Below are 26,066 nucleotides of genomic sequence, written 5' to 3'. Positions count from 1 at the left end.
CCGCCGCATGCGGGTCTTTTGTGGCTTTAAGACCCTTGCTGACAGCGCTGCAAACCCCTGCTAGTGCGCCGCGCATGACCACGCCCATGTCCCACATCCGCAACTTCTCCATCATCGCCCACATCGATCATGGCAAATCGACGCTCGCCGACCGGCTGATTCAGTTCACCGGCGGGCTGACCGCGCGCGAAATGTCGGCGCAAGTCCTTGATAATATGGACATCGAGAAAGAGCGCGGGATCACGATCAAGGCGCAGACGGTGCGCCTCAAATATACCGCGAAGGACGGCGAGACGTACGAGCTGAACCTGATGGATACGCCCGGCCATGTCGACTTCGCTTATGAAGTGTCGCGCAGCCTCGCGGCGTGCGAGGGCGCTTTGCTCGTCGTCGACGCGGCGCAGGGGGTCGAGGCGCAGACGCTCGCCAACGTCTATCAGTCGATTGAGCACGACCATGAAATCGTGCCGGTCATCAACAAGATCGACCTGCCCGCCGCCGACGTCGACAAGGTGAAGGCGGAGATCGAGGATATCATCGGCCTGCCCGCCGACGATGCGGTGCTCGCCAGCGCCAAGGCCGGGATCGGCATCGAGGAAGCGCTCGAGGCGATCGTCACGCGCATCCCGCCGCCAAAGGGCGACGCGACAGCGCCGCTCGTCGCGATGCTCGTCGACAGCTGGTACGACCCCTATCTGGGCGTCGTCATCCTGATCCGCGTGATCGACGGGGTGCTGAAAAAAGGCCAGCAGATCAAGTTCATGCAGGCTGGCACCACGCATCTGATCGACCGCGTCGGCTGTTTCACGCCCAAGATCGAGCAGCTCAGCGAGCTGGGCCCCGGTGAGATCGGCTTCATCACCGCGCAGATCAAGGACGTCGCGCAGGCGCGCGTCGGCGACACGGTGACCGACGCCAAAAAGCCCGCGGCGCAGGCGCTGCCGGGGTTCAAGGAAGTCCAGCCCGTCGTCTTCTGCGGCATGTTCCCGACCGACGCCAACGACTTCGAAAAACTGCGCGAAAGCATCCAGAAGCTCCGCCTCAACGACGCGAGCTTCTCGTTCGAGATGGAGAGCAGCGCGGCGCTTGGCTTCGGTTTCCGCTGCGGCTTCCTTGGCCTGCTCCACCTCGAGATCATCCAGGAGCGGCTGACGCGCGAGTACGACCTCGACCTGATCACCACCGCGCCGTCGGTGGTGTACAAGTTGAAGCTCGGCCATACCAAGAATGAGGCGGCGAAGGAGATCGAACTCCACAACCCCGCCGACATGCCCGACCCGAACCGCATCGAAGAAATTCAGGAACCGTGGATCGAGGCGGTGATTTATGTGCCCGACGAATATCTCGGCCCGATCCTGAAGCTGTGCCAGGACCGCCGCGGGGTGCAGAAGAATCTGACCTATGTCGGCGGCCGCGCGCAGATCACCTATGAACTGCCGCTCAACGAAGTGGTGTTCGATTTCTACGACCGGCTGAAGAGCATCAGCCGCGGTTACGCCAGCTTCGACTATCACCAGATCGGCCACCGCCCCGGCGACCTCGTCAAGATGAGCATCCTCGTCAACAATGAGCCGGTCGACGCGCTGAGCATGATCGTCCACCGCGGCACCGCCGAGACGCGCGGCCGCGGCATGTGCGAGCGGCTGAAGGATCTGATCCCGCGCCACATGTTCAAGATTCCGATCCAGGCCGCGATCGGCGGCAAGGTGATCGCCCGCGAAACCATCGCCGCGCTGCGCAAGGACGTCACCGCCAAATGCTATGGCGGCGACGCGACCCGCAAGAAAAAGCTGCTGGAAAAGCAGAAAGAGGGCAAGAAGCGGATGCGCGAATATGGGAATGTGAATATTCCGCAGGAAGCGTTTATTGCCGCGCTGCGCATGGGCGACGACGCCTAGCTGCTCCCATCCTCCGAGCTTGCCCTTTGGGTAGTCCGGCGCGCCCAACGCCACCCCGTGTCAGGATCGGGGCGGCGAGGGGAGGGGATCGGTGGCGCGGCTACATCTCTATGGTGATGCGGACCTTTGCGGGCGTCGTGCCAGCGGCGTGGGCGATTTCGGCGCGCATGCGGGTGACGAGGTCGGAGAGATGGTCGCCGCCCGGCGCGCTGTCGCGGCTCAGGAGCTCGGTGGGGGTGGTGCCGAGCAGCGCGGCGAGTTCGTGCAGTCTTGCAAGCCGCGGGCGCGAGCGGCCCTGTTCCCAATAGCAGATCGACGTGACGGTGACGCCGAGCCGGTCGGCGAGGTCGGTCTTGCTGAACCCCCGCGCGCGGCGCAGCCGTGCGAGCCGATCGCCGAGCACTTCGAATGTGCTGCCGTCTGGGTGGTCATGGATCACAGACTTGCAACCTTTCGGACTTCAAGATGCAACATTACCAAAGTTAAGCCGCGGTCGGCTTTCAACATTTCACCGATATGCGGCGGCGAGTTTACGCAGTCCGATATACCTAGCCCGATATGCGTAGTCAGATGGATCGGCGGACGGATTGCGGGTGGCGCCCGGCGCTCCTATCGTGCGGGGACAGGGAGGTTACCGATGACCGGGACGGACAGGCAGGTGCGGTCGGCGCCGCGGATCGAGGATGTCGCGGTGCATTGCGCGCTGAATGACGGGACCGCGGTGTGCCTGCGCACGATCACCCCCGACGACGCGCCGCTGATCCGCGAGGGGATTGCCAAACTGTCGGCGGAGTCGCGCTACCTGCGCTTTTTCTCGCCCGCGTCGGTGCTGCCCGATGCGGTGGTCGCGCGGCTCGCCGACGTCGACGGGCACGACCATATCGCATGGGGCGCGATCTGCAGCGACTGCCCCGGGCGGCCGCCGATCGGCGCGGTGCATGCGGTGCGTCACCGGCATGACGGGCCGGTGGGCGAATTTTCGGTCGCGGTGCTCGACGCATTCCAGGGACAGGGGCTCGCGCGGATGATGACAGCGGCGCTTCTCGTCCATTGCCGTGCCGAGGGGCTGGAGGTGCTCGACGTGCATATGCTGTCGGAGAATGCGGCGGCGAAGCGGCTGGTGAAATCGATGGATGCGGCGTGGGCGGGCGAGTCGGCTGGGGTCGCCCAATATCGGCTGGAGGTCGCGGCGGCGATCGAAGCGCTCCGCGTCGATGGCGACGCGCCGGGGGTGCAGGATGTGCTGCGGACGCTCGAACGGGCCGCCAGCTAGTCCCTCCCGCCGCCCTGGGTCGCTGGTGACGGCGGGAGGGTGGTCCGTGAAATGGTTCGCTAGAAGCGAGTTCCCGTCCCATTTAGGGTCAATATCCGCGATTGCGCGCTGCGGCGGTGATCGAGATCACAGGCTGCGAGAAAGTGGCGCGCACGATAAAGGGCGCCGGAATTCGATCCGGCGCCCTTCACCCTGCCCTTTAGGGGAGGCAAGCCCTCGATTCTTATTTCTTCGCGGGATCGGCCGGGGCCATCGCGCCGGTTTCCGACGGGGCGATTTCGCCATTGTCGTCCATTGCGTTGGCCTTTTCTTCGCCGGCGGCTTCGACGGCGTCGGCCTTGGCTTCGGTTGCTTCCTTCGCCGGACCTTCGGGCATGGCGTCGGCCTGCTCGTCGATCACGTCGGCCTTGGCTTCGGCCTGATCCTCGACCTTGTCGGCGGCGGGGCTCTGGCAGGCGCCGAGAGCGAGGGCCGAAGTGGCGGCGAGGGTAATGAACATCTTGCGCATATTGAGTGACTCCCAAAGTTGACTCGGGGGCTTAACGCGGGATGAACGTCAGGGTTGCAACAAAATCGTCATGTCACTGGATTCGCGTAAGTTTTCTTTTTCCAACAACGCGTCCGGGCTCAATCGCGCGGCTTGACCTTAACCCAGACCTGGACCGTCGCGGCGAATTTTCCGGGCGCGGGCGGAGTGACGTCGATCCGCTCCGCGGTGACGAGTTCGCCCGTTGCGAGGGTAAAACTGGCCCAAGGTTTGGGCATGCGGCCAAAACTCATCTTCTGGATCGGCTGGCCGGTGGCGGTGTTCATGATCGTTGCGGTGATACCCATGGCGCGCCGGTAGCGAGTGGGGGCGGCCTCTGTCTACCGGCGGCGCAACCCACCGCGAAAAAAAAGAGGGCGCCGGAAGCGCCCTCTCTCATGCCTGGTCCGGTCCCGCGGCCCTTAGAAGCGCTGTTGGCGCTCGTAGAGGTCGCGGTAGTGCTGGATGCGCGTCACGCGCAGCCCTGGCATGCCGCTGCGGTCGATCGACCGCTGCCAGCCGGCAAATTCCTCGAGGGTCAGCCCATAACGTTCGCACACTTCATCGACGGACAAGAGTCCACCGTTAACGGCTGCGACGACCTCTGCCTTGCGGCGAACGACCCAACGGGTCGTCGATGGCGGCGGCAGCGTGTCGAGGGTTAGCGGTTCACCGAGGGGGCCGATCACCTGTGCGGGCCGGATTTTCTGATTCTCGATCATAGTCATTCCATATTTACACCGTCGGGGGGGGATTTTTCCGACGCGTTTTGCTCTAAATCAGAGGGGCTCAACATCGCCTGAAATCCTCTGGTAAACAGGCTGTTCATAGTTTCCGGCGAGGCGTTCAGATCGTCCGATAAGTCGAAGAAACGAACGACTCGCGGTGCCTTTTGTTCCGCCATGCGGGTGCTCCCGCAAAGAATATGGCGGAGCGCGTTAAGCTTCGCGGCATGCGATTCGCGGTGCGCCTGCGTCCGCAGTTGCCGGACGGTCGGCAGCATGGCCTGGCGCGCGCTGGAGACGGCCAAGATGATGTCGAAGCCGGGCTTCGACAGTCTGGCTGCACCGGCAATGCGCGGCAGTTCGGACGGGGCGATGTTCATGCGACTCGTTTACGCGAGAGGAGCTAAGGTCCCGTAAATGGCCGTTTCAGAACCCGTTAGCGAAGCTTAATCGGCGTCAATATATTGACGTGTACGGCGGAAAAGCTGGTATTTTTGGATATGCATCCCTAGATGACGCCGATCATGATCGAGACGATTTCATCCCCCGCCGGGCTCGCCCAGGCTGACTTTCAGCTCGATTCGCCGCTGAAGGACCGGCGAATCGTCGTCGCGATGTCGGGCGGAGTCGACTCGAGCGTCGTCGCCGCGCTTGCCGCGCGATCGGGCGCCGAGGTGATCGGCGTGACGCTCCAGCTCTATGATCATGGCGCAAAAGCGAAGCGTGTCGGCGCGTGCTGCGCCGGGCAGGATATCCGCGACGCGCGCGCGGTCGCCGACCGGCTGGGCTTCGCGCATCATGTCTATGACCATGAAAGCCGGTTCCGCGACACGGTGATCGACCAGTTCGCCGATGAGTATCTGTCGGGGCGGACCCCGATCCCCTGCGTACGCTGCAACATGGGGGTGAAGTTCACCGACCTGTTCCGGCTTGCCAAGGAGCTCGGCGCCGATTGCCTCGCGACGGGCCATTATGTGCGCCGTATGATGGGCCCGGCGGGTGCCGAACTGCACCGCGCGGTCGATCCGGCGCGCGACCAGAGCTATTTCCTGTTCGCGACGACGCAGGACCAGCTCGATTTTCTTCGCTTTCCCTTGGGCGGGCTCGAAAAGAGCGTCGTGCGCGAAATCGCGCGCGACCTGGGGCTGGGCGTGGCGGGCAAGCCCGACAGCCAGGACATCTGCTTCGTCCCCGATGGCGATTATGCGACGCTGGTGCGCAAGCTGCGCCCGGAGGCCGACGACCAGGGCGAGATCGTGCATGTCGACGGGACGGTGCTCGGCGCGCACAAGGGGCTGATTCATTATACCGTCGGCCAGCGACGAGGGATCGAAATCGGCGGGCAGGCCGAGCCGCTGTACGTGGTGCGCCTCGATGCTGGCGCCAAGCAGGTGATCGTCGGCCCGCGCCGCGCGCTCGCCGTGGCGGGCGCGCGGCTGGGCGAGGCGAACTGGCTGGGTACGGTCGACGGGCGCGATGTGATGGCGAAGGTGCGCAGTATGGCGAAGCCGGTGCCCGCGCGCGTCGAAGGCGACCGGCTGGTCTTTGCCGCGGCCGAATATGGCGTCGCGCCGGGGCAGGCGGCGGTGCTCTATGACGCGGCCGATGCCAGCCGCGTGCTCGGCGGCGGCTGGATCGAAGAGACGTTCGCTGCGGACGATCTTAACGCGGAATAGATTGCACTTTTTGCCCCGATGTCGCAGCCTGCTGGCAATCAGGGGAGAAAATTGATGGTCAATTGGGTCTTGCGCGGTGCCGTCCTGCTGTGGGCGCTGTTATTTGTCATCGTTGGGGCGCGGGGGCTGTTCGATCCCGCGAGCTATTCCGAGACCTTTGGTATCGTTGTCGAGGGCGTGGCGACCAATACGATCCGCGCCGATTTGTCGGCCTTCTTCCTTGTCGCCGCTGCCGCCGCCGTGATCGGCGCGCTGGTGCCAGGCTGGCTACGCGCGTTGCTCGTGCCCGCCGCGTTGTACGGAACGGCGCTTGCGGGCCGGCTGTTCGGTGTGGCGAATGGTGACGCGGTGAATTCAGGGATTGTGCAGGCGATGATCATCGAGGCGCTGACGGTGCTGTTGATGGTCGGCAGCTGGTGGGTGTTGTCGCGGCCGCAAAAGGGCGCCGGTGCGGCTGAGGTGCCAGGCGAACCGACGCATTAAGCGGCGAAAATGAAAACGGCAGCAAACGACCGGAAGTTGCCCAACCTACCCCGTTCGCATCGAGCGAAGTCGAGATGCGCCTCGGCGTGGCGCAAGGTCGATGGGTGTCTCGACTTCGCTCGACACGAACAGAACAGGGAGGTGACCGTTTGCGACCGGTTGCGGCCATAAAGCCCTCTCCCCTTGGGAGAGGGTTGGGTGAGGGTGTCTGAGGTTCGTCTGCGCAGTTGACGGGTGATCCCCTCACCCAACTTCGGCTAGGTTGCTGCGCAACCAAGCCTGCATATCCCTCTCCCGACGGACGAGGGTGAACGGCAGCTCACCACCCCAAAACGGACCAGCTGGCAATCGGCGGATTTCCGGCGTTGCTTGTCATTTTAACTATTTTGTGCGCTATTGTTCACCGGGTCGTTCTGTTTTCCTTTGTGGTGGGGTGGAAGCATATGGCGAGCGATGAAGATAAACGGGCGAGTCCGGAACGGCGATCGAACGACCGCCGAACAACCGACGACCCGAATTACAAGGGACCGGATCGTCGTAAGGGCGATCGGCGCGCGGGCAAGGATCGCCGGTCGGTCGACTGAGCGCGGCGCGCGGCGTCGACAGGAGACGGAATTTGACTGACCCGCGCACACCGCGCTTGAGCGTCGACATCGTGTCCGATGTGATGTGCCCTTGGTGCATCATCGGCTGGTTGAAATTCCAGAAGGTCATGGCGCATTTCGCGGGGCGGCTGGATTTTCGCGTCCAGTGGCATCCGTTCGAGCTGAACCCCGACATGCCCGCCGAAGGCGAAGATGCGGCAAGCCATGTCATGCGAAAATATGGCATCGACGCCGAGCAGAGCCGTGCGAACAGCGGTAAGATGGCGGGCGTCGCCGCCGATCTGGGTTTCCCCTTCAATCGCGGGCCCGATTTCCGGATGCGCAACAGTTTCGACGCGCATCGCCTGCTGACCTGGGCCGGCGCGCTAGAAGAGCCCGAGCAGGCCGCCGTGACGGGTGTGCAGACTGCGCTGAAGCTCGCGCTGTTCGCCGCGCATTTCACCGACAATCGCGATGTGAGCGACCATGATGTGCTCGCCGACGTCGCCGCGTCGGTCGGGCTCGACCGCGGACGTGCCGCCGCGATCCTGGCGTCGGGTGAGTTCGGCGAGATGGTGCGCACCGAGGAGGCCTATTGGGCCGACCAGAATATCACCGGCGTGCCGGCGTTCATCCTCGGCGGCCGGATGCTGATCCCCGGCGCTCAGGACCCCGAGGTGTTTATTCGCGTGATTGAGACGAAGGTGTTGGCGGCGGTCGCCTGAGGAACCGCACCGACGGCTGCGCGTTTTCCGACCATCCTCTTTCAAGGAACAGGTCATGGCCGACGATCCCCGCAAAACCGAACCAAATGTCTCCGCCGCCGAAGCGCCCGAAGCGCACAACCGCGAGCAGGATGACGAAGAGGCGCAAGCTCAGAGCGTCGCCGAAGCCGCGCGCCGCGACCGGCCGCTTGAAGACAGCGACAAGGTGAGCAGCGGCGACGATAGCGACGATGTGCAGGATCTGGTCGATCATATGAACCAGATGGAGCGGTCGGGCGTGATCGACATGGACGCCTATCGTGGCGAACGCAGCGACGACGACGAGGATGACGAGCTTGGCCCCGGCGGCGTTGAGGATGATGAGCCGCGCGGCGCTACCTGACACTTTCTGGTTCGCGGGTGACAAATATCGCATCGCCGACATCGACACCCCCGAAACGCACCCCGCGCGCTGTGCCGAAGAGCGGCGCTGGGCGAAGCCGCGATCGAACGGCTGCACATATGGCTGAATGCAGGCGCGTTCAGCCTTGAAAGCGCGGGCCGCGACGCCATCGCTACGGTCGCAAGCTGCGCATCGTTACGCGCGGCGGGACGAGCGTCGGGTCGGTACTGGTCGCCGAGGGGCTGGCGCGGTCGTGGGATGGACGCCCCCGCCCTTGGTGTTAATCCTCAGGGATGGCGGTTTCGCCCTTCAAAGCCGCCGCCTCTGCTTCCCCGATCGCGTCGGGTTCCGCCGGGACGAGTTCGATCGAGCCCTTCAGCGGCGCGTTCGGCCCGGCGAGTTGGCGGTCGATATCGGCGGCGAGCAGCTGGGCCACCGGATCGTCGTCGAGTATGCCGAGTTCATCGCGTCGTGCGGTTAGGGCGGCGGCGCGGTCTTCCTCGGGCAGCCGGGCGACCTCGATGTAGAAGCGCACCGCCTGGAGCCAAGGGGTGTCGTCGGTCAGCGCATCCTCGGCCCAGCGGCTGAACGGGCCGCCCGCCGCGTGCCAGGCGCCGTCCTGGCGATCGAGGAAGAAGAGGACACGCGATCCGCGCGGAAAGACATAGCGGACGCAGGCGCCTGCGAGGCTCTGCGGATGCGCGTCCTTTAGCTCGTACGGATTGCTGAGCTGCATGTCGGCGTCGGTGGCGATCGTCGCGGGCAGTGCGATCGGACCGCTCGGCATGGCGCCCTTGAGCGCTTCCACCGGCTCGACCGCGATCATCTGCTGCGGCGTACTGTCGGGTTCGAAATCGCCGTCGGTGACGGTGCCGAGCAGGATGAGGTCGGCGTGCTCGACGAGTTCGAGGTTGGTCGGGATGCGGTAGCCTGGAGCGGGCGAGCAGGCGAGGGCGGGGAGCGGCGCGGTGAAAAGCGCGGCGGCAGCCAGCAGGGGGAGAGGACGCATGGCCGAAGGGTAGCGCCGCGGCGGCGCAATGGGAAGCGGACGCAGCTTTGGTGCACCCTATCTTGGTATATGGAGCCGACTCGATTCTTGTGCGTATGATGACCAGGCTCCCCTCCCCCGGAGCGGCAAGGAGAATGACCATGGCAGAGCATGACCATAGCGCGATCAAGGAAGATATGATCGTCGTTGGCGCCGACGGCGTCCACATCGGCACCGTCGACCACCTCGACGGCGAACGCATCAAGCTGACCAAGGCCGACAGCGGCGACGGCAAGCATCATTATCTGCCTGCGGGCCTGGTCGCCGCGGTCGAGGGCGACACGGTTCGCCTGTCGGCGAACGCCGCGAACGCGGTCGACCTGTTTGAAGAAGCCGAATAGGCTTTACGAGATACCAGAGGGTCGGCGCCGCAATCGGGCGCGCCGGCACTGAAACTGGCCCGTCCCTTCCCCTGGGGCGGGCCATTTTCTTTGGAGCGGGCGCACGCCGCGCAAAGCGAAAGTGAGCCGGTGCCCCGGCTCCCTCACCGATCGCGGTACGATGCAGTCTCTCAATTTCCCCGGCGGGGAGGGGAACCGAGTGCACCCGGCTCCCCCCAGCGCGGCCACGTCCCTTGTTGCAAGGGGTCGCCGCTGCTTGTCCCGTTCAGCGCGATTCGATCTCGGCGGTCGTGCGCGCCTGAATCTCGGCGCTCGACAATTTGGTGACGAGGCCGTGGGTCGCGCCCACCGCGCCATGATAGATTTGCCCGATCGGCACATTATAGAGCTTGCCGCCGCGCACGACGACCGCAGTGTCGCCCTCGACGCTGTGCACCGTGCCGATGCTGTTGCCGCCCGTATCATAGAGTTCGGCGCCGGCGCGGACCTGCTCGCGCGTCGCGAGGGTGAGGTTCGCGTCGTCGACGGTGGTGCCGACCGCGCCGGCGACGGGATTGGTCACGCCATCGACGGCGGCAACGACCGCGTTGCCGTTCAGCCCGACCTTGCCGACAAGGTCGACATTGGCGCTGCCATCCGGGGCGAGCTGAGCGAAGGCAGGATATGCGAGGAGCGAGGGTGCGACCGTCAGAAGGGCGAATGCTTTGTGCATGCTGTCTCCGTCGTGGCATTTGGTGCGGCATCGGCGCGCGCCCGCGGGGGGGAAGGGGCGGCGCCGATGCCTACGACCCGTAAACTTGCGCAAGGCCCGATCGTTGCATCGCATTGCGCGGGTTGCGACGGACCGCCGCCAGCGAGCGACGAGTGGCTAATGCGGGTTCGATATCGATGGTTTTCCGGGCGGTCCAGCGATCAATTTGTTGAGCGTCGCGAGGCGTTGTCGCGCCTCTGTCCAGTCGCGTTCGGGGTGCGCCTGAATCTGGTCGAGGAGGACGCGAACCTCCTTGCGGCGGTCGCCTTCGGTTACGGCCTGCATGGGCTTTCTCCTTTCGGGGCGGAGTATAGCAAAGATTTGGCGCGGCGGGCGGCGGCCCGTCCCGCGGCCGGGGCGGTTAATCCGGCCCCGATGCCGCTTCGTTGCGTTCGTCCTGGCGTACCTGTTCGCGCGCACGCCGACGGGCGATTTTGCGGTCGTGGCTGTTGTGGCGCAGGACCGCGATGCCAATGATGGCCGCCGCAGCCAGCAACAGGATAAGGCCATAGGCAATGAGGGTTCTGGTCTCGATGATATTGACTCCTTCGGCGCAGCCGTTTCGCGCCGCAATAATTACGGATGCTTCGCCCTTAGGTTCCCTTGCGGCGTCGCAGCGCCGCTGCCCCGCCTGCCCGTGCGCGGCGCCAATGTAGGAAAGCGGTGCGCGGTCCTGTTTCGCACCGGCGCGAAGGCGTGCGCGTTGGCGCGGGGTGGCGCGGCGCGGCGGCGATGCCTATTTAGGCCGCGATGATGGACGGGGATCGGAAGATGGTGGTGGTGGCGCGGCTGCGGACGGCGCCTTTGGTGGGGTGGCAGTTCGCCTGCGCGGTGCTGTTCGGCGTGCTGCTGGTGCGGCTCGACTGGGGCGGCGATCCGGTCGATGCTTTCTGGAACATGGTCTTCGGGCAACCGCTGCTGCTGCTCGGCATCGCGGCGGTGCTGGGCGTGTGGGCCACTATGATCGGCATGTGGCGGCGGCGCGGCGATTACCTCCGCCACGACGGGGTGACACTCTATCGCGGTGGGAGTGCCCAGTGGCCGCTCGCGCTGGTGCGCGATGTCGTGGTGGCGCGCGGCAATATCGGGTTCGAGTCGCTGCGGCTGGTCGTCGACGACGACAGCGAGGTCACGCGCGAGCTGGTGAAGCTCTATATGCTCGAAGGCCCGCCCGAGGTGGCGCGCGACGGGGTGATGTTCGCGGCGGCGCGGGCGAGCGGGACGATGCGGCCGGTTACGGTGCATTGAGGGCTGCGTCCTCCCAGATGGCGAAGGCCTGCGCCAAAGGTCAGTAAAGGTCAGCCCAATGGCGCCGCGGTGCGGCCAAAGGTCAGTAAAGGTCAGCCTCGTCATCTGCCGCGTCGCCCGCCGCTGCGACGGGGGCCGTTGGGGCAGGCACTTCCAGCAACTCTTCGCGATCCTCGCGATACCAAGGCGGCAATTGGCCGTCGCACTGATCGGCGATGTCGAGCGCCATCGCGAGGTCGTCGGGCACCATCAGCGCCGCGGGCGCGGAGGGCGGCGCGGGGTGAAGCCGGACCAGCGCCTCCGCCATCGGGATAGCGCCCACCGGGGTGGCGGCGGGCGCGGGCGCCGCGCCGCGCTCGCCGAACCGGTCGGGGACATAGGCGCGCAGCAGGAACATCAGCAGCCGGTCGCTTTGGCGCAGGCGGCGGCCGACGCGGTTGCCGTCGCGGTCGAACACCGGTTCGTCGGTACCGACCAGCGCGCGTTCGAAGGCGGCGTCGAGCAATTTCTTCGACGCCGCATCGATCGCGGCGGACCAGGCACGGTCGAACGCTTCGGCGCCGGGCGACCGGCGCAGGCGATAGGCGGTGGATTCGGTCATGCCGACGGCCCGCGCCGCGGCGGCGACCGAGCCGCTGTCGGCCAGCGCCTCGATAAAGGCGCGCTGCTTGTCGGGCGACCAGCCGTCCTTGCGGCGCTTTTTCAGCACCGGCACCCAGTCGTAAGCGGCGGGGTCGTGACCGTGCGCGTCGAGCGTGGGGGTTGTTTCGGGGATGGTGGCGGGGGTCGCGTCGGGCGCGGGGATGGGGGCGATGTGGCTCATCTGCCAGTTTGGAGCATAGGCGAATAATGTAGGAAAGGGGGTTTTGGGGTGGGGTGTGCGAAATAGGATTTGGGGGTGCGGGGCTTGGCGGAGATTGGGGCTCACGTGAAGGCGCGAATACTCGAAGCGCCACCCCTCTTTCGTCACCCCGGACTTGATCCGGGGTCCACGACGCCGGCGCTGGAATGGATGCCGGATCAAGTCCGGCATGACGAATGAGGGGGAGGTGCCGGATGAAGGGGAGATGCGGAGGGTAGGCGTCACCCACCCAGCGGCGTCAACCCCAATTCCTCGGCCAGATCGCGCCACTCCGGGTTCGCCGCCTCGATCAGCTCGATCTTCCATTTGCGCTGCCAATTCTTGATCTGCTTCTCGCGCGTGATCGCGGCGTGCATCGTCCCGGCGAGTTCGAACCAGACGAGCGTTTTGACGCCATAGCGTTTGGTGAAGCCGTCGAAGCTGCCGCCCCGATGCTGGCAGATGCGCTGGATCAGGTGCGAGGTGACGCCGGTGTAGAGCGTGCCGTGCCGCGCGCTGGCCATGATATAAACGCAGGGCTGGAAGTCGGCGTGCATGGGGTGGAGGCTAGGGCGGCGATGGACCCTGGATCAAGTCCGGGGTGACGAGTCTATACCAAACCGGATGCTTCCCCGCGCCTCGTCATGCCGGACTTGATCCGGCATCCATGCGGCGTGACGCGACAGAGCAACCTGTTGCGCTTTTCAGTGTAATTTTCGACGGCATTTTATCGGATGAAAGAGACATCGCCTTTCAGGATTGCCGCTTCACTCTGTTCTGGCGTCAGTCCATTCAACTTAAAGCCTGGGCTAATGGCTTTGAGGTTTCTTAGCATGAGCGCGCCTCGGAGCTCGAACTCAAGATCATTTAGCTCAAATTCGTTTGGAACTATGGCTTCGATATGCGGACTTCCTTTAATAAGGGTCGTCATAAATTCTGGCCTATTCTTTAAATTGTGACTCACAAACTGAAATTCTGTAATCAATTCACTGAGCTGAACCTGCGAGAGATCGGGAGGCAAATTGTCGATTATAGGTTCTAGACCCTGGAGCGTTCCGCAAGCATCGTTTTGCACACAGATTATCGCAATCTTACGACATCTTATGAAGATCGTGTGCGTATGAATATGGTCATTGTAGTCAAAGGGGATTTTTTCTGCCCAGTCACCCAAATGAAGGCACATAGTTGATCCCAAAGCACCTTCAATTTGGATTGGGATGCCGAATTTTTCTGCTCTTATTAAGGAATGGCAATGATGCATTGCCTCCCAATCGTGGAGCGATCCGATCTTTATGTCTGGCTCTCGCCTATCTCTATTTAGCCTAAGAAAATTATCTTTCAGGTGAACTTTAAAGTATATCAGATTCATCCACAAAAATATTTTCCACATTCCTCCGTCATCAAGAAAGGCAGATAGGTGGTCGCCGCCTTTGGATACCGCCCGAGATATTGGAGATTCGTAGCAATCACCAAGAAAGGAGTTGCATTCTTTGCAGCATGAAATTTTGTAGTCTTTGTACGGAAATTTTGTCTTATTAGGAAGTTGTATGTATTTATCGTTCAGTTCGCATAGATTTTGAACCCAGTTCGGTATGACATGTTCTTGATTGAATTCCTTGTCTATGCTTTTTTCGTGGCAGAGAAAACAGATGTCATCTTGAGAAACTAGCGTCGTGAATAGATCGATGCTTGTAAAAACTCTCGCTCCGCTGCCATCGAAAATGTTGCCCTGTTTGTCGATGGAGTAGACAGATATGGGCGATCTTTTTGACAATTCTAAATTATCTTATTCAAACCGAAAACCCGCCCGCGTTCCGTCGGTTCGAGCTCGCCGCCAGCACCTTCTTGCCCTGCGGGGTCAGCGCCCATTTGGCGCCCTGTTTCACCACCAGACCCAGCGTGACGAGTTCGTCGCGGATCGGGTCGGTGGGGAGTTGGGGGCGGCGGTTCGACAGGCCTTCGAGGGTCGTGCGCTGCGGCTGGCTGAGGATGATGAGCTTTTGTTTTTCGGTCATTTGGTTGGCCTTGATTTGTTTGGGTCGCGTGGGGTTCGGCGTCTGTGGCCCTCCCCGCTGCGACTAGGGAGCAAGCTCCCAAGTCTCGCTGCCCCTCCCGCAGGCGGGAGGGGTTTTCAGGAAGACGTTACTCCGCCGCGATGCCGGCTTGTTTGAACATGTCGTCGCCGTCGGTTTCGGCGGTGATGACGGGCGCGCCGTCGTCGTTTGCCTTGGCTTTCTTGCGGTTGTCGAAGCTGGACCAGACGTTGTTCCACTCGCCGCGGGTCGCGCCCTTGCTGTATTCGGTGGCGCGGGTTTCGAAGAAATTGGCGTGCTCGACGCCGTTGAGCAGCGGGGCGAGCCAGGGGAGGGGGTGTTCGTCGATCATGTAGATCGGCTGGAACCCGAGCTGGCCCAGGCGCCAGTCGGCGATATAGCGGATGTAGCGTTTGATTTCCTTCGGCGTCATGCCGGGGACGGGGCCCTGTTCGAACGCGAGGTCGATGAACGCATCCTCGAGCCGCACGGTTTTCTGGCAGGTGTCGATGATGTCTTCCTTCACCGCCTTGGTCAGGCAGTCGCGTTCCTTGGTGAAGGCGTGGAACAGCTTGATGATGCCTTCGCAGTGGAGGCTTTCGTCGCGGATCGACCAGCTGACGATCTGGCCCATGCCCTTCATCTTGTTGAAGCGCGGGAAGTTCATCAGCATCGCGAAGCTGGCGAAGAGCTGAAGCCCCTCGGTAAAGCCGCCGAACATCGCGAGGGTGCGGGCAATGTCTTCGTCATTGTCGACGCCGAACTGCTGCATATAGTCGTGCTTGGCGCGCATCTCGTCATATTCGAGGAACATGCCATATTCGCTTTCGGGCATGCCGATGGTGTCGAGCAGGTGGCTGTACGCCGCGATATGCACGGTTTCCATGTTGCTGAACGCGGTCAGCATCATCTTGATCTCGGTCGGCTTGAACACGCGGCCATATTTGTCGTGGTAGCAATCCTGCACCTCGATATCGGCCTGGGTGAAGAAGCGGAAAATCTGGGTGAGCAGATTGCGTTCATGGTCGCTGATCTTCTGCGCCCAGTCGCGGCAATCCTCGCCCAGCGGCACTTCCTCGGGAACCCAGTGGATCTGCTGCTGGCGCTTCCAGAAATCGAACGCCCAGGGGTATTCGAAGGGCTTGTAGGTGTTGCGGGATTCTAACAACGGCATGGCGGCTATCCTCGGGTCAGATTTTTTTCGTCATTCCGGCGAAAGCCGGAATTCATCGATGGGTTGGCTCCCCCGCGTGGACCCCGGATCAAGTCCGGGGTGACGAGGGAGGGTAAGCTTTACTGGCAGGCCAGGCACTCGTCGTAATCGGTGCTCTCCAGCTGATACACCGGCGCCTCGGCGGTGTTGTCGGCCTCGACCCCGCCCGCGAAGCCGGCGCGCTGGACCGATTTCGAGCGGAGATAATAGAGCGATTTGATGCCGAGTTCCCAGGCGCGATAGTGGAGCATGAGCAGGTCCCATTTCTCGACGTCGGCGGGGATGAACAGGTTCAGCGACGCGGCCTGATCGATGTACGGCGTGCGGTCGGCGGCGAGTTCGAGCAGCCAGCGCTGGTCGATCTCGAAGCTGGTCTTGAAGCAATCCTTTTCGTCCTGCGTCAGGAAGTCGAGGTGCTGGACGCTGCCGCCCTTTTCGAGGATCGAGTTCCAGATATTGTCGCTGTTCTTCGCCTTGTCGACCAGCAGCGCTTCCAGATGCGGGTTGCGGATCGAGAAGCTGCCCGAGAGCGTCTTGTGCGTGTAGATGTTCGCCGGGATCGGCTCGATGCACGCGCTGGTGCCGCCGCAGATGATCGAAATCGACGCGGTCGGCGCGATCGCCATCTTGCAGCTGAAACGCTCCATCACCCCCTGATCGGCGGCGTCGGGGCAGGGGCCGCGTTCCTTGGCGAGCAGCATCGACGCCTGATCGACCTGCGCGCGGATATGCTTGAAGACGCGCAGGTTCGACGATTTCGCCATCGCGCCCTCGAACGGCAGGCCGCGCGCTTGCAGGAAGCTGTGGAAGCCCATGACGCCGAGGCCGACCGAGCGTTCGCGGCTGGCGCTATATTTGGCGCGCGCCATTTCGGGCGGGGCGCGGTCGATATAGTCCTGCAGGACATTGTCGAGCATGCGCATGACATCCTCGATGAAGCCCTTGTCGCCGTTCCACTCGTCCCAGGTTTCAAGGTTGAGCGACGAGAGGCAGCAGACCGCGGTGCGATCGTTGCCGAGATGGTCGCGGCCGGTGGGGAGGGTGATTTCCGAGCAGAGGTTCGAGGTGGTGACCTTGAGGCCGAGATCGCGGTGATGCTTGGGCATCATGCGGTTCACCTGGTCGATGAAGATGATGTAGGGCTCGCCCGTCGCGAGGCGCGTTTCGACAAGCTTCTGGAACAGCGAACGCGCGTCGACGCTGCCGCGGACGCTCTGGTCCTTGGGGCTGCGGAGGTTGAATTCGGCGCCGTCGCGGACGGCTTCCATGAATTCGTCGGTGATGAGGACGCCGTGGTGCAGGTTCAGCGCCTTGCGGTTGAAGTCGCCCGATGGCTTGCGGATTTCGAGAAACTCCTCGATCTCGGGATGCGAGATGTCGAGATAGCAGGCGGCTGAACCGCGGCGGAGGCTGCCCTGGCTGATCGCGAGGGTGAGCGAGTCCATCACGCGGACGAAGGGGATGATGCCGCTGGTCTTGCCGTTGAGCCCCACGGGCTCGCCGATGCCGCGCACGCTGCCCCAATAGGTGCCGATGCCGCCGCCGCGGCTGGCGAGCCAGACATTCTCGTTCCACGTCTCGACAATGCCCTCGAGGCTGTCGGGGACCGAGTTCAGATAGCAGCTGATCGGCAGGCCGCGGCCGGTGCCGCCGTTCGAGAGAACGGGGGTGGCGGGCATGAACCACAGCTTCGAGATATAGTCGTACAGGCGCTGCGCATGATCCTGATCGTCGGCATAGGCCGACGCGACGCGCGCGAACAGATCCTGATAGGATTCGCCGGGGAGGAGGTAGCGATCCTCAAGCGTTTCCTTGCCGAAATCGGTGAGCAGCGCGTCGCGGCTCTTGTCGGTCACGATGTCGAACCGGCGCGCGTGGACCTTGGACTCGCTGCTGTCGTTCAGCTTTGCCGCGGGCGCGGCATCGGCTGCCGATTCGCCCTTCGATTCGGGCGCTGCCGGAGCGTCATTCTTTGCCAGTTCCACCGTCGCCACGTCGTTCGTCTCCACTCGTTCCGTTTCCCGAAAATCCATCTTATTCGCCCCCGATTTGAACGCGCACCCGGTGCGCTTTGTTCCTGTCTTGTTCGACTCAGGGCGAAGCCCCGGTCTTAGCATTTAAACCTGTCCGCGTGGGCACTTATTTTGGGCGCAAGGAGGGTTTTCCCGTGTCCATATGCGATGGACGACGGAAATCCGCCACTTACAGCCGAATACTATTTCTTGGGGTGCCCCCGTGGTTGACCCACCACCTATAGTGCCACGTCGGCGCTGCGATGCAAGACGCTAAATGACAATTTGGGGACTCAACTCGTCGATAATTTGATTCGTCTCGTCGCGGCTGATGCACGAGCGCGCGGCGTCGCGCCAGCCTTTCCGCGGGTTAGCGCGAGATGGCGCGAGATGGCGCGAGATTAGGCCGAGCGGGTCAAAAAAACGAGATTTTCGGGTGCGAAGATCGGGCCGAAAGATGACGTCGGTGACGCACTTTGGCGCATGCGCGTCGCGATATGGCGTCGGGTGGCCGGACTGGGCCCACGGACGCGAGGCAAAAAGAAAGGGCCCCGGCGATGCCGGAGCCCCATCCTCAAATTCGTTCCAGGTTAAGCCTGACCGCCACCGCTATCGGTACCGCCGCCACCCATGAATCGCCAAAACCAACCCATGATAAATCTCCTGTTCGCACTGCCCACGAGGAACAGTTAACGGAGCATATACCTTAATTAGTAAGGTAAATCGAGTCTTAACTATAAACATTGCCGCCAGTTTGGCAGTTATGCGGTGCGGTTCTGGGGAGCGGTCGAGAGGGTCGCGATCAGCTCGGAAAAAAGTTGCGGTTTTCCAAGATGATAGCCTTGTCCGACATCGCAGCCGAGGCTGGCGAGAAGCGCCATGGTTTCCCCGTCTTCGATGCCTTCGGCGACCGCGACGGCGCCAAGGCGGTGCGCAAGATCGATCGTCGATTTCACGACTTCGAGGTTCCGCTGCGAATCGCGCATCGTCATCACAAATCGCTTGTCGATCTTGATTTCGTCGGCCTCGATCTCGGTCAGATATTCGAGGTTCGACTGGCCGGTGCCATAATCGTCGATCGACAGGCGGATGCCGGTCCGGCGTAGTTGGGCGAGCGTCTGGCGCGCTTGCCGGCTGTTTTCGATCTGCGCGGTTTCGGTAATCTCGATCGTGAGCCTTTCCGGCGGCAGATGGTGCGCGGTGAGCATGACGCGGATCGTGCCGACGAGGTCGCTGTGGTCGAGCAGGCTGGCCGACAGATTGACCGACATGTTGATGTGGACGCCGCGGTCGTTGATCTGGGCGGCCGAGCGGATCGCCTGATCCATCACAAACAGGGTGAGACGATAGATGTCCTGGCTCTTTTCGGCCTGGACGATGAACTCGTCGGGCGGGATCGGGCCGCGCACTGGGTGCGTCCAGCGCGCGAGCGCTTCCACGCCGACGAGCTGCTGCGTCGCGATGGCATATTGCGGCTGGAAGGCGACCCAGATGTCGCCGCCGGTCAGCGCATCCTCGAGCTGCGAGTGGAAGGAAAGCTGCCAGCCGGCATCGTCTTTCTGCCGCGGCGTATATTTGGTCCACAGCGAGCGCGTACGGATTGCGCGCTCGGCGGCGACGAGCGCCGCGGCGAGGCGCTGCGCGTTCGAGCCCTCGAACTCGTCGTTGACGCCGAAGGCGATCGCAACGTCGACGCGCAGCTCGCCGATCGTAAGCGGCGCGTTGAACAGCGCGGCGAGGCCCGCCAGCTGCCCCTCGATCTGGCTATGCTGATAATAGGGGACGAGCCAGGCAAAGGTGCCGTCGAGATCGTGGTGGAGCGTCGTGCCCTGCGAGGCGAGTTGGAGTCGGCGCGTGACCTGCTCGACGAGCCTGCCGATGCCGTCGCCCGGAATGAAGGCGGCGAGATCCTCGAAATTAACGACCTTGGCTGCGACGACCGTCGCACTGCCAAAGGGCGGCAGCGAGCGCAACGCCTCGAAATTCGGCAAGCCAGAAACGGGGTTCTCGCGCTGAGCGGAGTTGCGGCGTCGGGCTCGCGACACGTTGGAGCCGATAGCCAGGAGGAAGAATAATGCAGCGCCGGAGGAAACCGTGACGAGTTGCGTTGCGAGCAGCAATTGCGCCCCGATGAGGGCGACCGACGCAGCCAACCCGAAGACGCTGAACCACCGGTTGCTGCGGCGCAGGAGGAAGGGCAATGTCAGAATCAACGCAAGCCCCAATGGCGGTAGCCACCCGAGGTTGACCGGATCGCCCCGCCGCAGCGTTTCGGCGGCGATCAAATGAATATAGGCGCCCGGAACCATGTCGTGTCCAGGCAAATAATGACGATCTTCAAGCCGCGATGCCGTGGGTGCAAAGATGACCTCCTTGCCCGACAATTGCTTTGCGCCGACCGTGCCGTCGATGACGTCGATCGCGCTATATTGGCGGATGCTGTTTGTTCGGTAGGAGAAATCGATGCGGAACTGCGAAGGCGCGCGTTCCGATTTGTCTGCCATGATGGCGGCGAAACTGGGCAGCAACTTTCCATCGGCGAGGTACATCAACGGGACGTCCCATACCTGCCAAAACTGATATTCCCACGCGATGCTGGCGCGCTTGGCGCGATCGCCGAAAGAGGCATCGGGAAAAATGGTAACAAGCTGATCGGTGCCGGGCACCGATCGCGTCGGGACGGCGAGCACGACCCGGTCGCCCATGCTGCGCACCGCCGCGCTGACGTTTTCCAGTCCCCCATTGTTGTCGGGGCGCTCATAGTCGAAATCGATGAAAAGGCGCTTCGCATCGGCGCGATCGACGGCGCGTATCAACCGGGCGTGATCATGCCGCGTGAATTCGCCATCACGGGATTCGGCTAAAGTTCGATCGTCGATGCCGACCACCACGATATCGCCCGATACATCGCGATATGCGACGCGGCTTGTCGCCATCGCGATCAAGCGATCAGGCAATTCGCCAAAGCCGCTGATACCCGCGACCAAGCTGAGCAGCAGCGAAAGCGCGAGCGCCCGCCAGCTGATGATCAGACTTTTGACCGGAATGGGCACGCACGTCTCCAGCAATTGCCGGTCGTGCCTAGTCGCAGATGGTTATCATCGCGTTAATTATGAATGAAATCCTGCGCCGGTCGATATGGTGCAAGGCGCAGGATTCCGGGAGATTCAGGCGATTGCCGGAAGCGCCTCCAGCGCCGCGTCGCCCGCGCGCGCAGAGGCTGCGAGGCCGGTCGCCGCTGGGACGATCTGTTCGAGGTAGAAGCGCGTCGAGACGATCTTCGCTTCGAGGAAGGCGCGGTCGCCTTGGCCTTCGCCCAGCGCGGCGCGCGCCGCCTTGTGCTGGATCGCCATCAGCCAGCCGCACGTCGCCGTGGCGTGCATGGTGAGATAGGGATAGCTTCCCGCGAGCCGGTCGGCGGTGTTCGCGCCGACCATCCAGTCGGTGACCGCGCGGCACGCGTCGACGAGCTGCTGCAATTCGGGGAATTCGGCGGCACCGTGCGCGATGTCGTCGATCAGGCCGCGAACAAGATCGCCGCCCGCCATACCGAGCTTGCGGCCCACCAGGTCCGCCGCCTGGATGCCGTTGGTGCCTTCGTAGATCGGCGCGATACGCGCGTCGCGATAATGCTGCGCGGCGCCGGTTTCCTCGATGAAGCCCATGCCGCCATGCACCTGAATGCCGAGGCTCGCGACCTCGCAGCCGATGTCGGTCGCGTGCGCCTTGACGAGCGGGATGAGGATGTCGGCGCGCATCGCGGCGGCCTCGTCGCCCAGCTTGCCAAAGTCGATCTGCGCCGCGGCATAATAGGTCAGCGCGCGGGCCGCCTCGGTCTGCGCGCGCATCCGCCACAGCATCCGGCGCACGTCGGGGTGCTGGTCGATCGTGACGGGCGTTCGGTCGGGCGACCCCGCGAGCGCCGACTGGACGCGCTCGGCGGCGAAGCGCTGCGCCTGCTGCGTCGCGCGCTCGCCGATCTGGATGCCCTGGCACCCGATCATCAGCCGCGCGTTGTTCATCATCACGAACATCGCGCGCATCCCGCCCATTTCGTCGCCGACAATCTCGCCGAGGCAATCTTCGTCTTCGCCATAGACCATCACCGCGGTCGGCGAGCCATGGATGCCGAGCTTATGTTCGATCGAGGCGCAATGGACGCCGTTGCTGATCGTCGGAATGCCGCCTTCGTCGAGGCGGTATTTGGGGACGAGGAAGAGCGAGATGCCGCGCGTCCCCTCGGGCGCGCCGGGGGTGCGCGCGAGGACGAGGTGGACGATATTGTCGGTGAGGTCATGCTCGCCGAAGGTGATGAAGATTTTTTGGCCTTTGATCTTGTAGAGGCCGGCGTTGGGGCCTTCGGTGACCTTTTCCGCCGTCGAGCGCAGCGCGCCGACGTCGCTGCCCGCGGCGGGCTCGGTCAGGTTCATCGTGCCGTTCCACTCGCCGGTGACCAGCTTCGGGAGCCATGTCTGCCGCTGTTCCTCGGTGCCATAGGCCATCAGCGCGTGGATCGCGCCGGGGGTCAGGATGCTGCACAGCGAAAAGCCCATGTTCGCGCTGCCGAGCGCCTCGATCACGACGGTCGCGAGGGTGAAGGGCAGGTCCTGTCCGCCATATTCGCCGGGACCGTCGATGCTGCCCCAACCCGCTTCGACGAACTGTTTATACGCGTCCTTGAAGCCCGGCGGCATCGTGACCTTGCCATTGTCCCATTTGGGATTGACCGTATCGCCGATGCGGTTGAGCGGCGCATAGACCTCGGCGGCAAACTCGCCGATGCCCGCAACGATCGCCTCGACCATGTCGGGGGTCGCGGCGGCGAAACGATCATGCTGCGCCATCGCGTCGATGCGCGCGATATGGTTGAGGACGAAGAGCTGTTCGGTGGTGGGCGGCGTATAGGTCATGGCGGAAGCCGACTTTCTTGATGAATCTCGTTGCGCGGGCGCTATAGCGCGGCATGGCCGATGCCTCAAAGCCCAGTCTTGTTCGCGCGTTCGATAGCGCAGCTATTACCCATGCTGCCGAGCTGGTCGCGGCAGGCCAGCCGGTCGCGGTGCCGACCGAGACGGTGTATGGCTTGGCCGCCGATGCGCGCAATGCTGAGGCAGTGGCGGGCATCTATGCGGCGAAGGGGCGGCCCGATTTTAATCCGCTGATTGTGCATGTGGCCGATCTGGCTGCCGCGGAGGCGCTGGGTGTTTTTGGCGACGTGGAGCGGGTGCTGGCCGCGCGGTTCTGGCCGGGGCCGCTGACCTTGGTCGTGCCGCGCAGCCCCGACTGCCCGGTCGCGAGTATCGCGACGGCGGGGCTCGACACGATCGCGCTACGTGTGCCGGGGCACCGCGCGATGCAGGCGCTGCTGGCCGAGACGGGTGCGCCGCTCGCGGCGCCGAGCGCCAATGCGAGCGGCGGGGTGAGCCCGACGAGGGCCGCGCATGTGCTGGCGACTTTGGATGGGCGCATCGCGCTGGTGATCGACGACGGGCCGACGAGCGCGGGGGTCGAATCGACGATCGCGCGGGTCAAGGACGACGCGGTCGAAATATTGCGGCCGGGGCCGGTGACGGCGGATATGCTTGGCGAGGCGAGCGGGCTGACGGTGACTGGGGTGAAGGGATCGGAGATCGTCGCGCCGGGGATGCTCGCGAGCCATTATGCGCCGGGCAAGCCAGTGCGGCTGGGGGCAGTCGATTTTGCGGACAATGAGTTCGCGATCGGATTTGGCGCGCTTCGCGGCGATTATTGTCTGAGCGGAACGGGCGATCTGACCGAGGCGGCGGCGCGCCTGTTCGATGCGCTGCACGCCGGGGCGGCGAGCGCGAAAGCGCGGATCGCGGTTGCAACGATCCCTGCCGAGGGGCTGGGCGCGGCGATCAACGATCGGCTTGCGCGCGCGGCGGTGTGATTTTTTGACTCACACAAAGACACAAAGAGGGCGGCGCAGGTACGCCGATGTCGTGCGTCGGTTGCGCGTAGCGCTTTCTTGAAATCGCCTGCGGCGACGAGCCGACGAGCCGACGAGCCGACGCGCGGGGCGTCGACGGCCGTCTTTGCGTCTTTGTGTGAGACTAATCTAAGCTGCCGCCGGTTCGATCGGGTCGAGCTGCGGGGTCTTCCGCGCCACGATCAGGCAAGCGGCGACGATCAGCAGCGCGCCGGCGAAGGTCGGCCAGGTGACGGCTTCGTCGAAGAAGAACCAGCCGAACAGCATCGCCCACAGGAAGCCGGTATATTCGGTCGTCGCGAGGATCTGCGTCTCGGCGCGGGCATAGGCCCAGCTCAATAGCAGCAGCGAGCTGGTCGCGAGGATCGCGGCGCCGACGATATTCGGGGCTTGCTCTGCGTCGGGGACGGCGAGGAACCAGGGCGCGCCAAGGGCAAGGATCGCGGCGACGAAGAAATTCTGAAAAAAGGCGATCTCCATCGGTTCGGCCATTTTCGCCTGCCGCCGCGCGAGGATGAGGTTATAGGCGTAGAGCAGCGCCGAAAGGAACACCGCACCGACCGCGAGCAGCGCCTCGTCCGAATAGCTGCTGCCGCCGAGCTTGCCCGCGACGATGACGATCACGCCGGTCAGGCCGAGCATTGAAGCCGCGATCGAGCGCGGGCCGATCTTCTCGCCCAAAAAGATCGCCGCCATATAGAGCGCCATCAGCGGCGCGACGAAGGCGAGCGCGATCGCCTCCGCCATCGGCAGCCGCGCGAGCGCCCAGAAGAAGCTCAAGGCCATGCCCGCGACGAAGAGCGAGCGCCAGGCGTGGATGGTCATGGTCGCCTTGCCCGGCCATTTGGGGCGGCTCGCAAAATAGAGCGCGCCCGCCAGCAGCGTGCCGGTGCCGGTGCGCCAGAGGACCGCATTATAGGCGCCGATCTCGATCGACAGCCCCTTCATCAGTACGTCCATCGCCGAAAAGGTCGCGATCCCCGCGCAGGCGATCAGGAAGGGGATGACGGGCGAGGGCGAATCGGGGCGCATGGTGGCGCCTTAGCGAAAGGTCGCATGTCCCGCGCCATCGATATTGAGTTTCTGGCCCGAGCAATAGCTGTTCGCGTCGCTGACGAACCACACCACCGCGGCGGCGACGTCGGCGGGGACGGCGACGCGGCCGAAGGGCATTTTGGTGTCGAGATGGTGGATGTCCGCGTTGCCGGTGATCGCGCGCGAGAGTTTTTCACCCATATCACTGACGGTGAGCGCGGGGGCGACGATGTTGACGCGGACGCCGTTTTTCAGCTCCTCCTTGGCGAGCGTCAGCGCGAGGGCTTCGCCGGCGGCCTTCGCCATCGTGTAGGGGGCGCCGTTCGGCGAGTTCACATAGGTCGCGATGCTGGAGATGACGATGATGTCGCTACGGGCGTGCGTGCGCAGTTGCGGCAGCGCGAGGCGCGACAGGCGGTGCGGGCCGGCGGCGTGGACGGCGAAGAGCTTGTCGACTTCCTCGGGACTGGTGTCGGCGACGGACAGCCCGCGGCTGGCGATGCCGGCGTTGTTGATCAGGATCGACATCGGACCGAAATCGGCCTCGACCGCGGCGACCATTGCGGTGCAGGCGGCCTCGTCGGTGACTGACGCTTGGTAAGCCTTCGCCTTGCGGCCGAGCGCCTCAATCGCGGCGACGGTTTCGGCGGCGGCTTCGGCGCCGCGGGTGTAGTTGACCGCGACGTCGGCGCCCGCCTCGGCAAGGCCGATCGCGATGCCGCGGCCGATCCCGCGCGAGGCGCCGGTGACGAGCGCGATGCGCCCCGCAAGGTTCATCTCGGCCATGTCTCTCTCCCTAATTCATCAGTTCATTATAGATGTCGTCGTCGCTGCGGCTCGCGGCGTTGCGCCATTTGGGTGCGGCCTTGCGATTAAGCACATGGCCTTCGGCGTCGAGCACTGCGACGGTGGGCGTGCCCTTGATCTTGAAGCGAAAGCGTTTGGCGACCTCGGGATTGCGGCCCCAGCCGCGAACATGCGGCATGCCGATGTCGGCGTAGACGATTTCGTAGCGCGCGCGGACGGGGGCGAAGCGGTCGGTAGCGATGAGGTTTGCCAGCCAGGCGCTGTCGTGGCAGCCGCCGGTGCCCATCACGAGCAGCACGGGTTTGCCCGATTGCCTTGCTGTGTCGAGCGCGGCGTCGATCGCGGGCATCGGGTCGGCGATGAAGGCCGTGCTCTTGTAGGGCTCGGCGACGCCGGGGAGGGTGCGTGTTTCGCTGGCGGCGGCTGGTGCAATCGCGAGCAGCGCGGCGAGCGCGAAGGTGATCGGGCGCATCATTTGCCGACGATAGGTTTTGCATGACGTTTCCGTCAACGTA

The 26,066-nt window shown here is 63.7% G+C and carries 29 protein-coding genes and 1 pseudogene; 10 read left to right on the top strand and 20 right to left on the bottom strand.

Features of this window, described 5'->3' with window-relative positions:
* Positions 1-74: 74 nt before the first annotated feature.
* Positions 75-1,898 (top strand): translation elongation factor 4, encoded by a 1,824-nt coding sequence (lepA, locus tag SKP52_RS16535; RefSeq protein WP_039576523.1) that lies wholly within the window; start codon positions 75-77, stop codon positions 1,896-1,898.
* Positions 1,899-1,998: 100 nt separating this feature from the next.
* On the opposite strand, the gene SKP52_RS16530 is transcribed toward lepA, so the two are convergent.
* Complete coding sequence (locus tag SKP52_RS16530; protein ID WP_052208432.1) at positions 1,999-2,337, bottom strand: helix-turn-helix domain-containing protein; 339 nt, start codon at positions 2,335-2,337, stop codon at positions 1,999-2,001.
* 198 nt (positions 2,338-2,535) lie between these two features.
* Between SKP52_RS16530 and SKP52_RS16525 the strand changes: the two genes are divergently transcribed.
* Positions 2,536-3,171 carry a GNAT family N-acetyltransferase gene (locus tag SKP52_RS16525; protein ID WP_039576521.1) on the top strand — a complete coding sequence of 212 codons (636 nt, stop codon included), beginning with the start codon at positions 2,536-2,538 and terminating at the stop codon, positions 3,169-3,171.
* A 223-nt stretch (positions 3,172-3,394) separates the two neighbouring features.
* On the opposite strand, the gene SKP52_RS16520 is transcribed toward SKP52_RS16525, so the two are convergent.
* The 4 genes from SKP52_RS16520 to SKP52_RS16505 all read right to left on the bottom strand — a co-directional run bounded on the left by SKP52_RS16520 (position 3,395) and on the right by SKP52_RS16505 (position 4,802).
* Positions 3,395-3,679 (bottom strand): hypothetical protein, encoded by a 285-nt coding sequence (locus SKP52_RS16520; RefSeq protein WP_039576519.1) that lies wholly within the window; start codon positions 3,677-3,679, stop codon positions 3,395-3,397.
* 119 nt (positions 3,680-3,798) lie between these two features.
* Positions 3,799-4,005, bottom strand: a complete 207-nt coding sequence (locus SKP52_RS16515; protein WP_081997416.1) for a hypothetical protein — start codon at positions 4,003-4,005, stop codon at positions 3,799-3,801.
* A gap of 114 nt (positions 4,006-4,119) precedes the next feature.
* Positions 4,120-4,419: a CtrA inhibitor SciP gene (sciP, locus tag SKP52_RS16510; RefSeq protein WP_039576512.1), complete on the bottom strand. Its 300-nt coding sequence runs from the start codon at positions 4,417-4,419 to the stop codon at positions 4,120-4,122.
* Between the two features lie 2 nt (positions 4,420-4,421).
* Positions 4,422-4,802, bottom strand: a complete 381-nt coding sequence (locus SKP52_RS16505) for a hypothetical protein (protein ID WP_039576510.1) — start codon at positions 4,800-4,802, stop codon at positions 4,422-4,424.
* Positions 4,803-4,934: 132 nt separating this feature from the next.
* Here SKP52_RS16505 and mnmA point away from each other — a divergent pair, with 132 nt between their 5' ends.
* The 5 genes and pseudogenes from mnmA to SKP52_RS16480 form a co-directional block, all read left to right on the top strand.
* Positions 4,935-6,098 carry a tRNA 2-thiouridine(34) synthase MnmA gene (mnmA, locus tag SKP52_RS16500; protein WP_187337259.1) on the top strand — a complete coding sequence of 388 codons (1,164 nt, stop codon included), beginning with the start codon at positions 4,935-4,937 and terminating at the stop codon, positions 6,096-6,098.
* Between the two features lie 54 nt (positions 6,099-6,152).
* Positions 6,153-6,581 carry a hypothetical protein gene (locus SKP52_RS16495; protein ID WP_052208430.1) on the top strand — a complete coding sequence of 143 codons (429 nt, stop codon included), beginning with the start codon at positions 6,153-6,155 and terminating at the stop codon, positions 6,579-6,581.
* A gap of 616 nt (positions 6,582-7,197) precedes the next feature.
* Positions 7,198-7,890 (top strand): DsbA family oxidoreductase, encoded by a 693-nt coding sequence (locus SKP52_RS16490; protein ID WP_039576508.1) that lies wholly within the window; start codon positions 7,198-7,200, stop codon positions 7,888-7,890.
* A 55-nt stretch (positions 7,891-7,945) separates the two neighbouring features.
* The gene (locus tag SKP52_RS16485; RefSeq protein ID WP_052208429.1) at positions 7,946-8,272 is read left to right on the top strand and encodes a hypothetical protein; all 327 of its coding nucleotides are present in this window, start codon (positions 7,946-7,948) and stop codon (positions 8,270-8,272) included.
* Positions 8,271-8,556, top strand: a pseudogene (locus tag SKP52_RS16480) (thermonuclease family protein); the annotation flags it as partial. The gene SKP52_RS16485 and the pseudogene SKP52_RS16480, both read left to right, overlap by 2 nt.
* Here the strand turns inward: SKP52_RS16480 and SKP52_RS16475 are convergent.
* On the bottom strand, positions 8,553-9,281 hold the full coding sequence (locus tag SKP52_RS16475; RefSeq protein ID WP_039576507.1) for a hypothetical protein: 729 nt from the start codon (positions 9,279-9,281) through the stop codon (positions 8,553-8,555). The pseudogene SKP52_RS16480 and the gene SKP52_RS16475 overlap by 4 nt on opposite strands.
* A 140-nt stretch (positions 9,282-9,421) precedes the next feature.
* On the opposite strand from SKP52_RS16475, the gene SKP52_RS16470 reads away from it, so the two are divergent.
* Positions 9,422-9,661, top strand: a complete 240-nt coding sequence (locus SKP52_RS16470) for a DUF2171 domain-containing protein (RefSeq protein ID WP_039576506.1) — start codon at positions 9,422-9,424, stop codon at positions 9,659-9,661.
* Between the two features lie 265 nt (positions 9,662-9,926).
* Here the strand turns inward: SKP52_RS16470 and SKP52_RS16465 are convergent, their stop codons facing one another.
* The 3 genes from SKP52_RS16465 to SKP52_RS27275 form a co-directional block, all read right to left on the bottom strand.
* The gene (locus SKP52_RS16465) at positions 9,927-10,373 is read right to left on the bottom strand and encodes a hypothetical protein (protein WP_039576505.1); all 447 of its coding nucleotides are present in this window, start codon (positions 10,371-10,373) and stop codon (positions 9,927-9,929) included.
* Between the two features lie 156 nt (positions 10,374-10,529).
* Entirely contained in the window at positions 10,530-10,697 is a 168-nt protein-coding gene (locus tag SKP52_RS26680) for a hypothetical protein (protein WP_167702734.1), read from the bottom strand.
* A gap of 76 nt (positions 10,698-10,773) precedes the next feature.
* Positions 10,774-10,908: a hypothetical protein gene (locus tag SKP52_RS27275; protein WP_267127963.1), complete on the bottom strand. Its 135-nt coding sequence runs from the start codon at positions 10,906-10,908 to the stop codon at positions 10,774-10,776.
* A gap of 254 nt (positions 10,909-11,162) precedes the next feature.
* On the opposite strand from SKP52_RS27275, the gene SKP52_RS16460 reads away from it, so the two are divergent.
* Positions 11,163-11,660: a hypothetical protein gene (locus SKP52_RS16460; protein ID WP_148309169.1), complete on the top strand. Its 498-nt coding sequence runs from the start codon at positions 11,163-11,165 to the stop codon at positions 11,658-11,660.
* A gap of 82 nt (positions 11,661-11,742) precedes the next feature.
* On the opposite strand, the gene SKP52_RS24720 is transcribed toward SKP52_RS16460, so the two are convergent.
* The 8 genes from SKP52_RS24720 to SKP52_RS16420 all read right to left on the bottom strand — a co-directional run bounded on the left by SKP52_RS24720 (position 11,743) and on the right by SKP52_RS16420 (position 22,669).
* A complete protein-coding gene (locus SKP52_RS24720) occupies positions 11,743-12,483 on the bottom strand; it encodes a hypothetical protein (RefSeq protein ID WP_052208426.1) in 741 nt (246 codons plus the stop codon).
* 260 nt (positions 12,484-12,743) lie between these two features.
* Positions 12,744-13,058: a GIY-YIG nuclease family protein gene (locus SKP52_RS16450; RefSeq protein WP_039576504.1), complete on the bottom strand. Its 315-nt coding sequence runs from the start codon at positions 13,056-13,058 to the stop codon at positions 12,744-12,746.
* 170 nt (positions 13,059-13,228) lie between these two features.
* On the bottom strand, positions 13,229-14,275 hold the full coding sequence (locus SKP52_RS26230) for a hypothetical protein (protein ID WP_148309168.1): 1,047 nt from the start codon (positions 14,273-14,275) through the stop codon (positions 13,229-13,231).
* Positions 14,276-14,291: 16 nt separating this feature from the next.
* Complete coding sequence (locus SKP52_RS16440; RefSeq protein ID WP_039576499.1) at positions 14,292-14,516, bottom strand: hypothetical protein; 225 nt, start codon at positions 14,514-14,516, stop codon at positions 14,292-14,294.
* A 127-nt stretch (positions 14,517-14,643) separates the two neighbouring features.
* A complete protein-coding gene (locus SKP52_RS16435; RefSeq protein WP_039576493.1) occupies positions 14,644-15,708 on the bottom strand; it encodes a ribonucleotide-diphosphate reductase subunit beta in 1,065 nt (354 codons plus the stop codon).
* Positions 15,709-15,827: 119 nt separating this feature from the next.
* A complete protein-coding gene (locus tag SKP52_RS16430; protein WP_039576491.1) occupies positions 15,828-17,780 on the bottom strand; it encodes a ribonucleoside-diphosphate reductase subunit alpha in 1,953 nt (650 codons plus the stop codon).
* A gap of 740 nt (positions 17,781-18,520) precedes the next feature.
* On the bottom strand, positions 18,521-20,812 hold the full coding sequence (locus tag SKP52_RS16425) for an EAL domain-containing protein (protein ID WP_039576489.1): 2,292 nt from the start codon (positions 20,810-20,812) through the stop codon (positions 18,521-18,523).
* A gap of 114 nt (positions 20,813-20,926) precedes the next feature.
* Positions 20,927-22,669: an acyl-CoA dehydrogenase gene (locus SKP52_RS16420; protein ID WP_039576486.1), complete on the bottom strand. Its 1,743-nt coding sequence runs from the start codon at positions 22,667-22,669 to the stop codon at positions 20,927-20,929.
* A gap of 53 nt (positions 22,670-22,722) precedes the next feature.
* On the opposite strand from SKP52_RS16420, the gene SKP52_RS16415 reads away from it, so the two are divergent.
* Positions 22,723-23,670: an L-threonylcarbamoyladenylate synthase gene (locus SKP52_RS16415; RefSeq protein ID WP_039576485.1), complete on the top strand. Its 948-nt coding sequence runs from the start codon at positions 22,723-22,725 to the stop codon at positions 23,668-23,670.
* Positions 23,671-23,838: 168 nt separating this feature from the next.
* Here the strand turns inward: SKP52_RS16415 and SKP52_RS16410 are convergent, their stop codons facing one another.
* Genes SKP52_RS16410 through SKP52_RS16400 form a run of 3 tightly spaced genes read right to left on the bottom strand, consistent with a single transcriptional unit; the run spans position 23,839 to position 26,026 of the window.
* The gene (locus SKP52_RS16410; protein ID WP_039576483.1) at positions 23,839-24,741 is read right to left on the bottom strand and encodes a DMT family transporter; all 903 of its coding nucleotides are present in this window, start codon (positions 24,739-24,741) and stop codon (positions 23,839-23,841) included.
* Between the two features lie 9 nt (positions 24,742-24,750).
* A complete protein-coding gene (locus tag SKP52_RS16405; protein ID WP_039576481.1) occupies positions 24,751-25,530 on the bottom strand; it encodes an SDR family NAD(P)-dependent oxidoreductase in 780 nt (259 codons plus the stop codon).
* 10 nt (positions 25,531-25,540) lie between these two features.
* Positions 25,541-26,026, bottom strand: coding sequence for a thioredoxin family protein (locus SKP52_RS16400; protein ID WP_039576479.1), 486 nt, complete (start codon positions 26,024-26,026; stop codon positions 25,541-25,543).
* Positions 26,027-26,066: the final 40 nt, after the last annotated feature.

This window comes from Sphingopyxis fribergensis (assembly GCF_000803645.1).
Taxonomy (GTDB): domain Bacteria; phylum Pseudomonadota; class Alphaproteobacteria; order Sphingomonadales; family Sphingomonadaceae; genus Sphingopyxis; species Sphingopyxis fribergensis.
The sequence above is the reverse complement of the archived record's forward strand: the minus strand, read 5'-3'. Positions and strand labels throughout refer to the sequence as shown.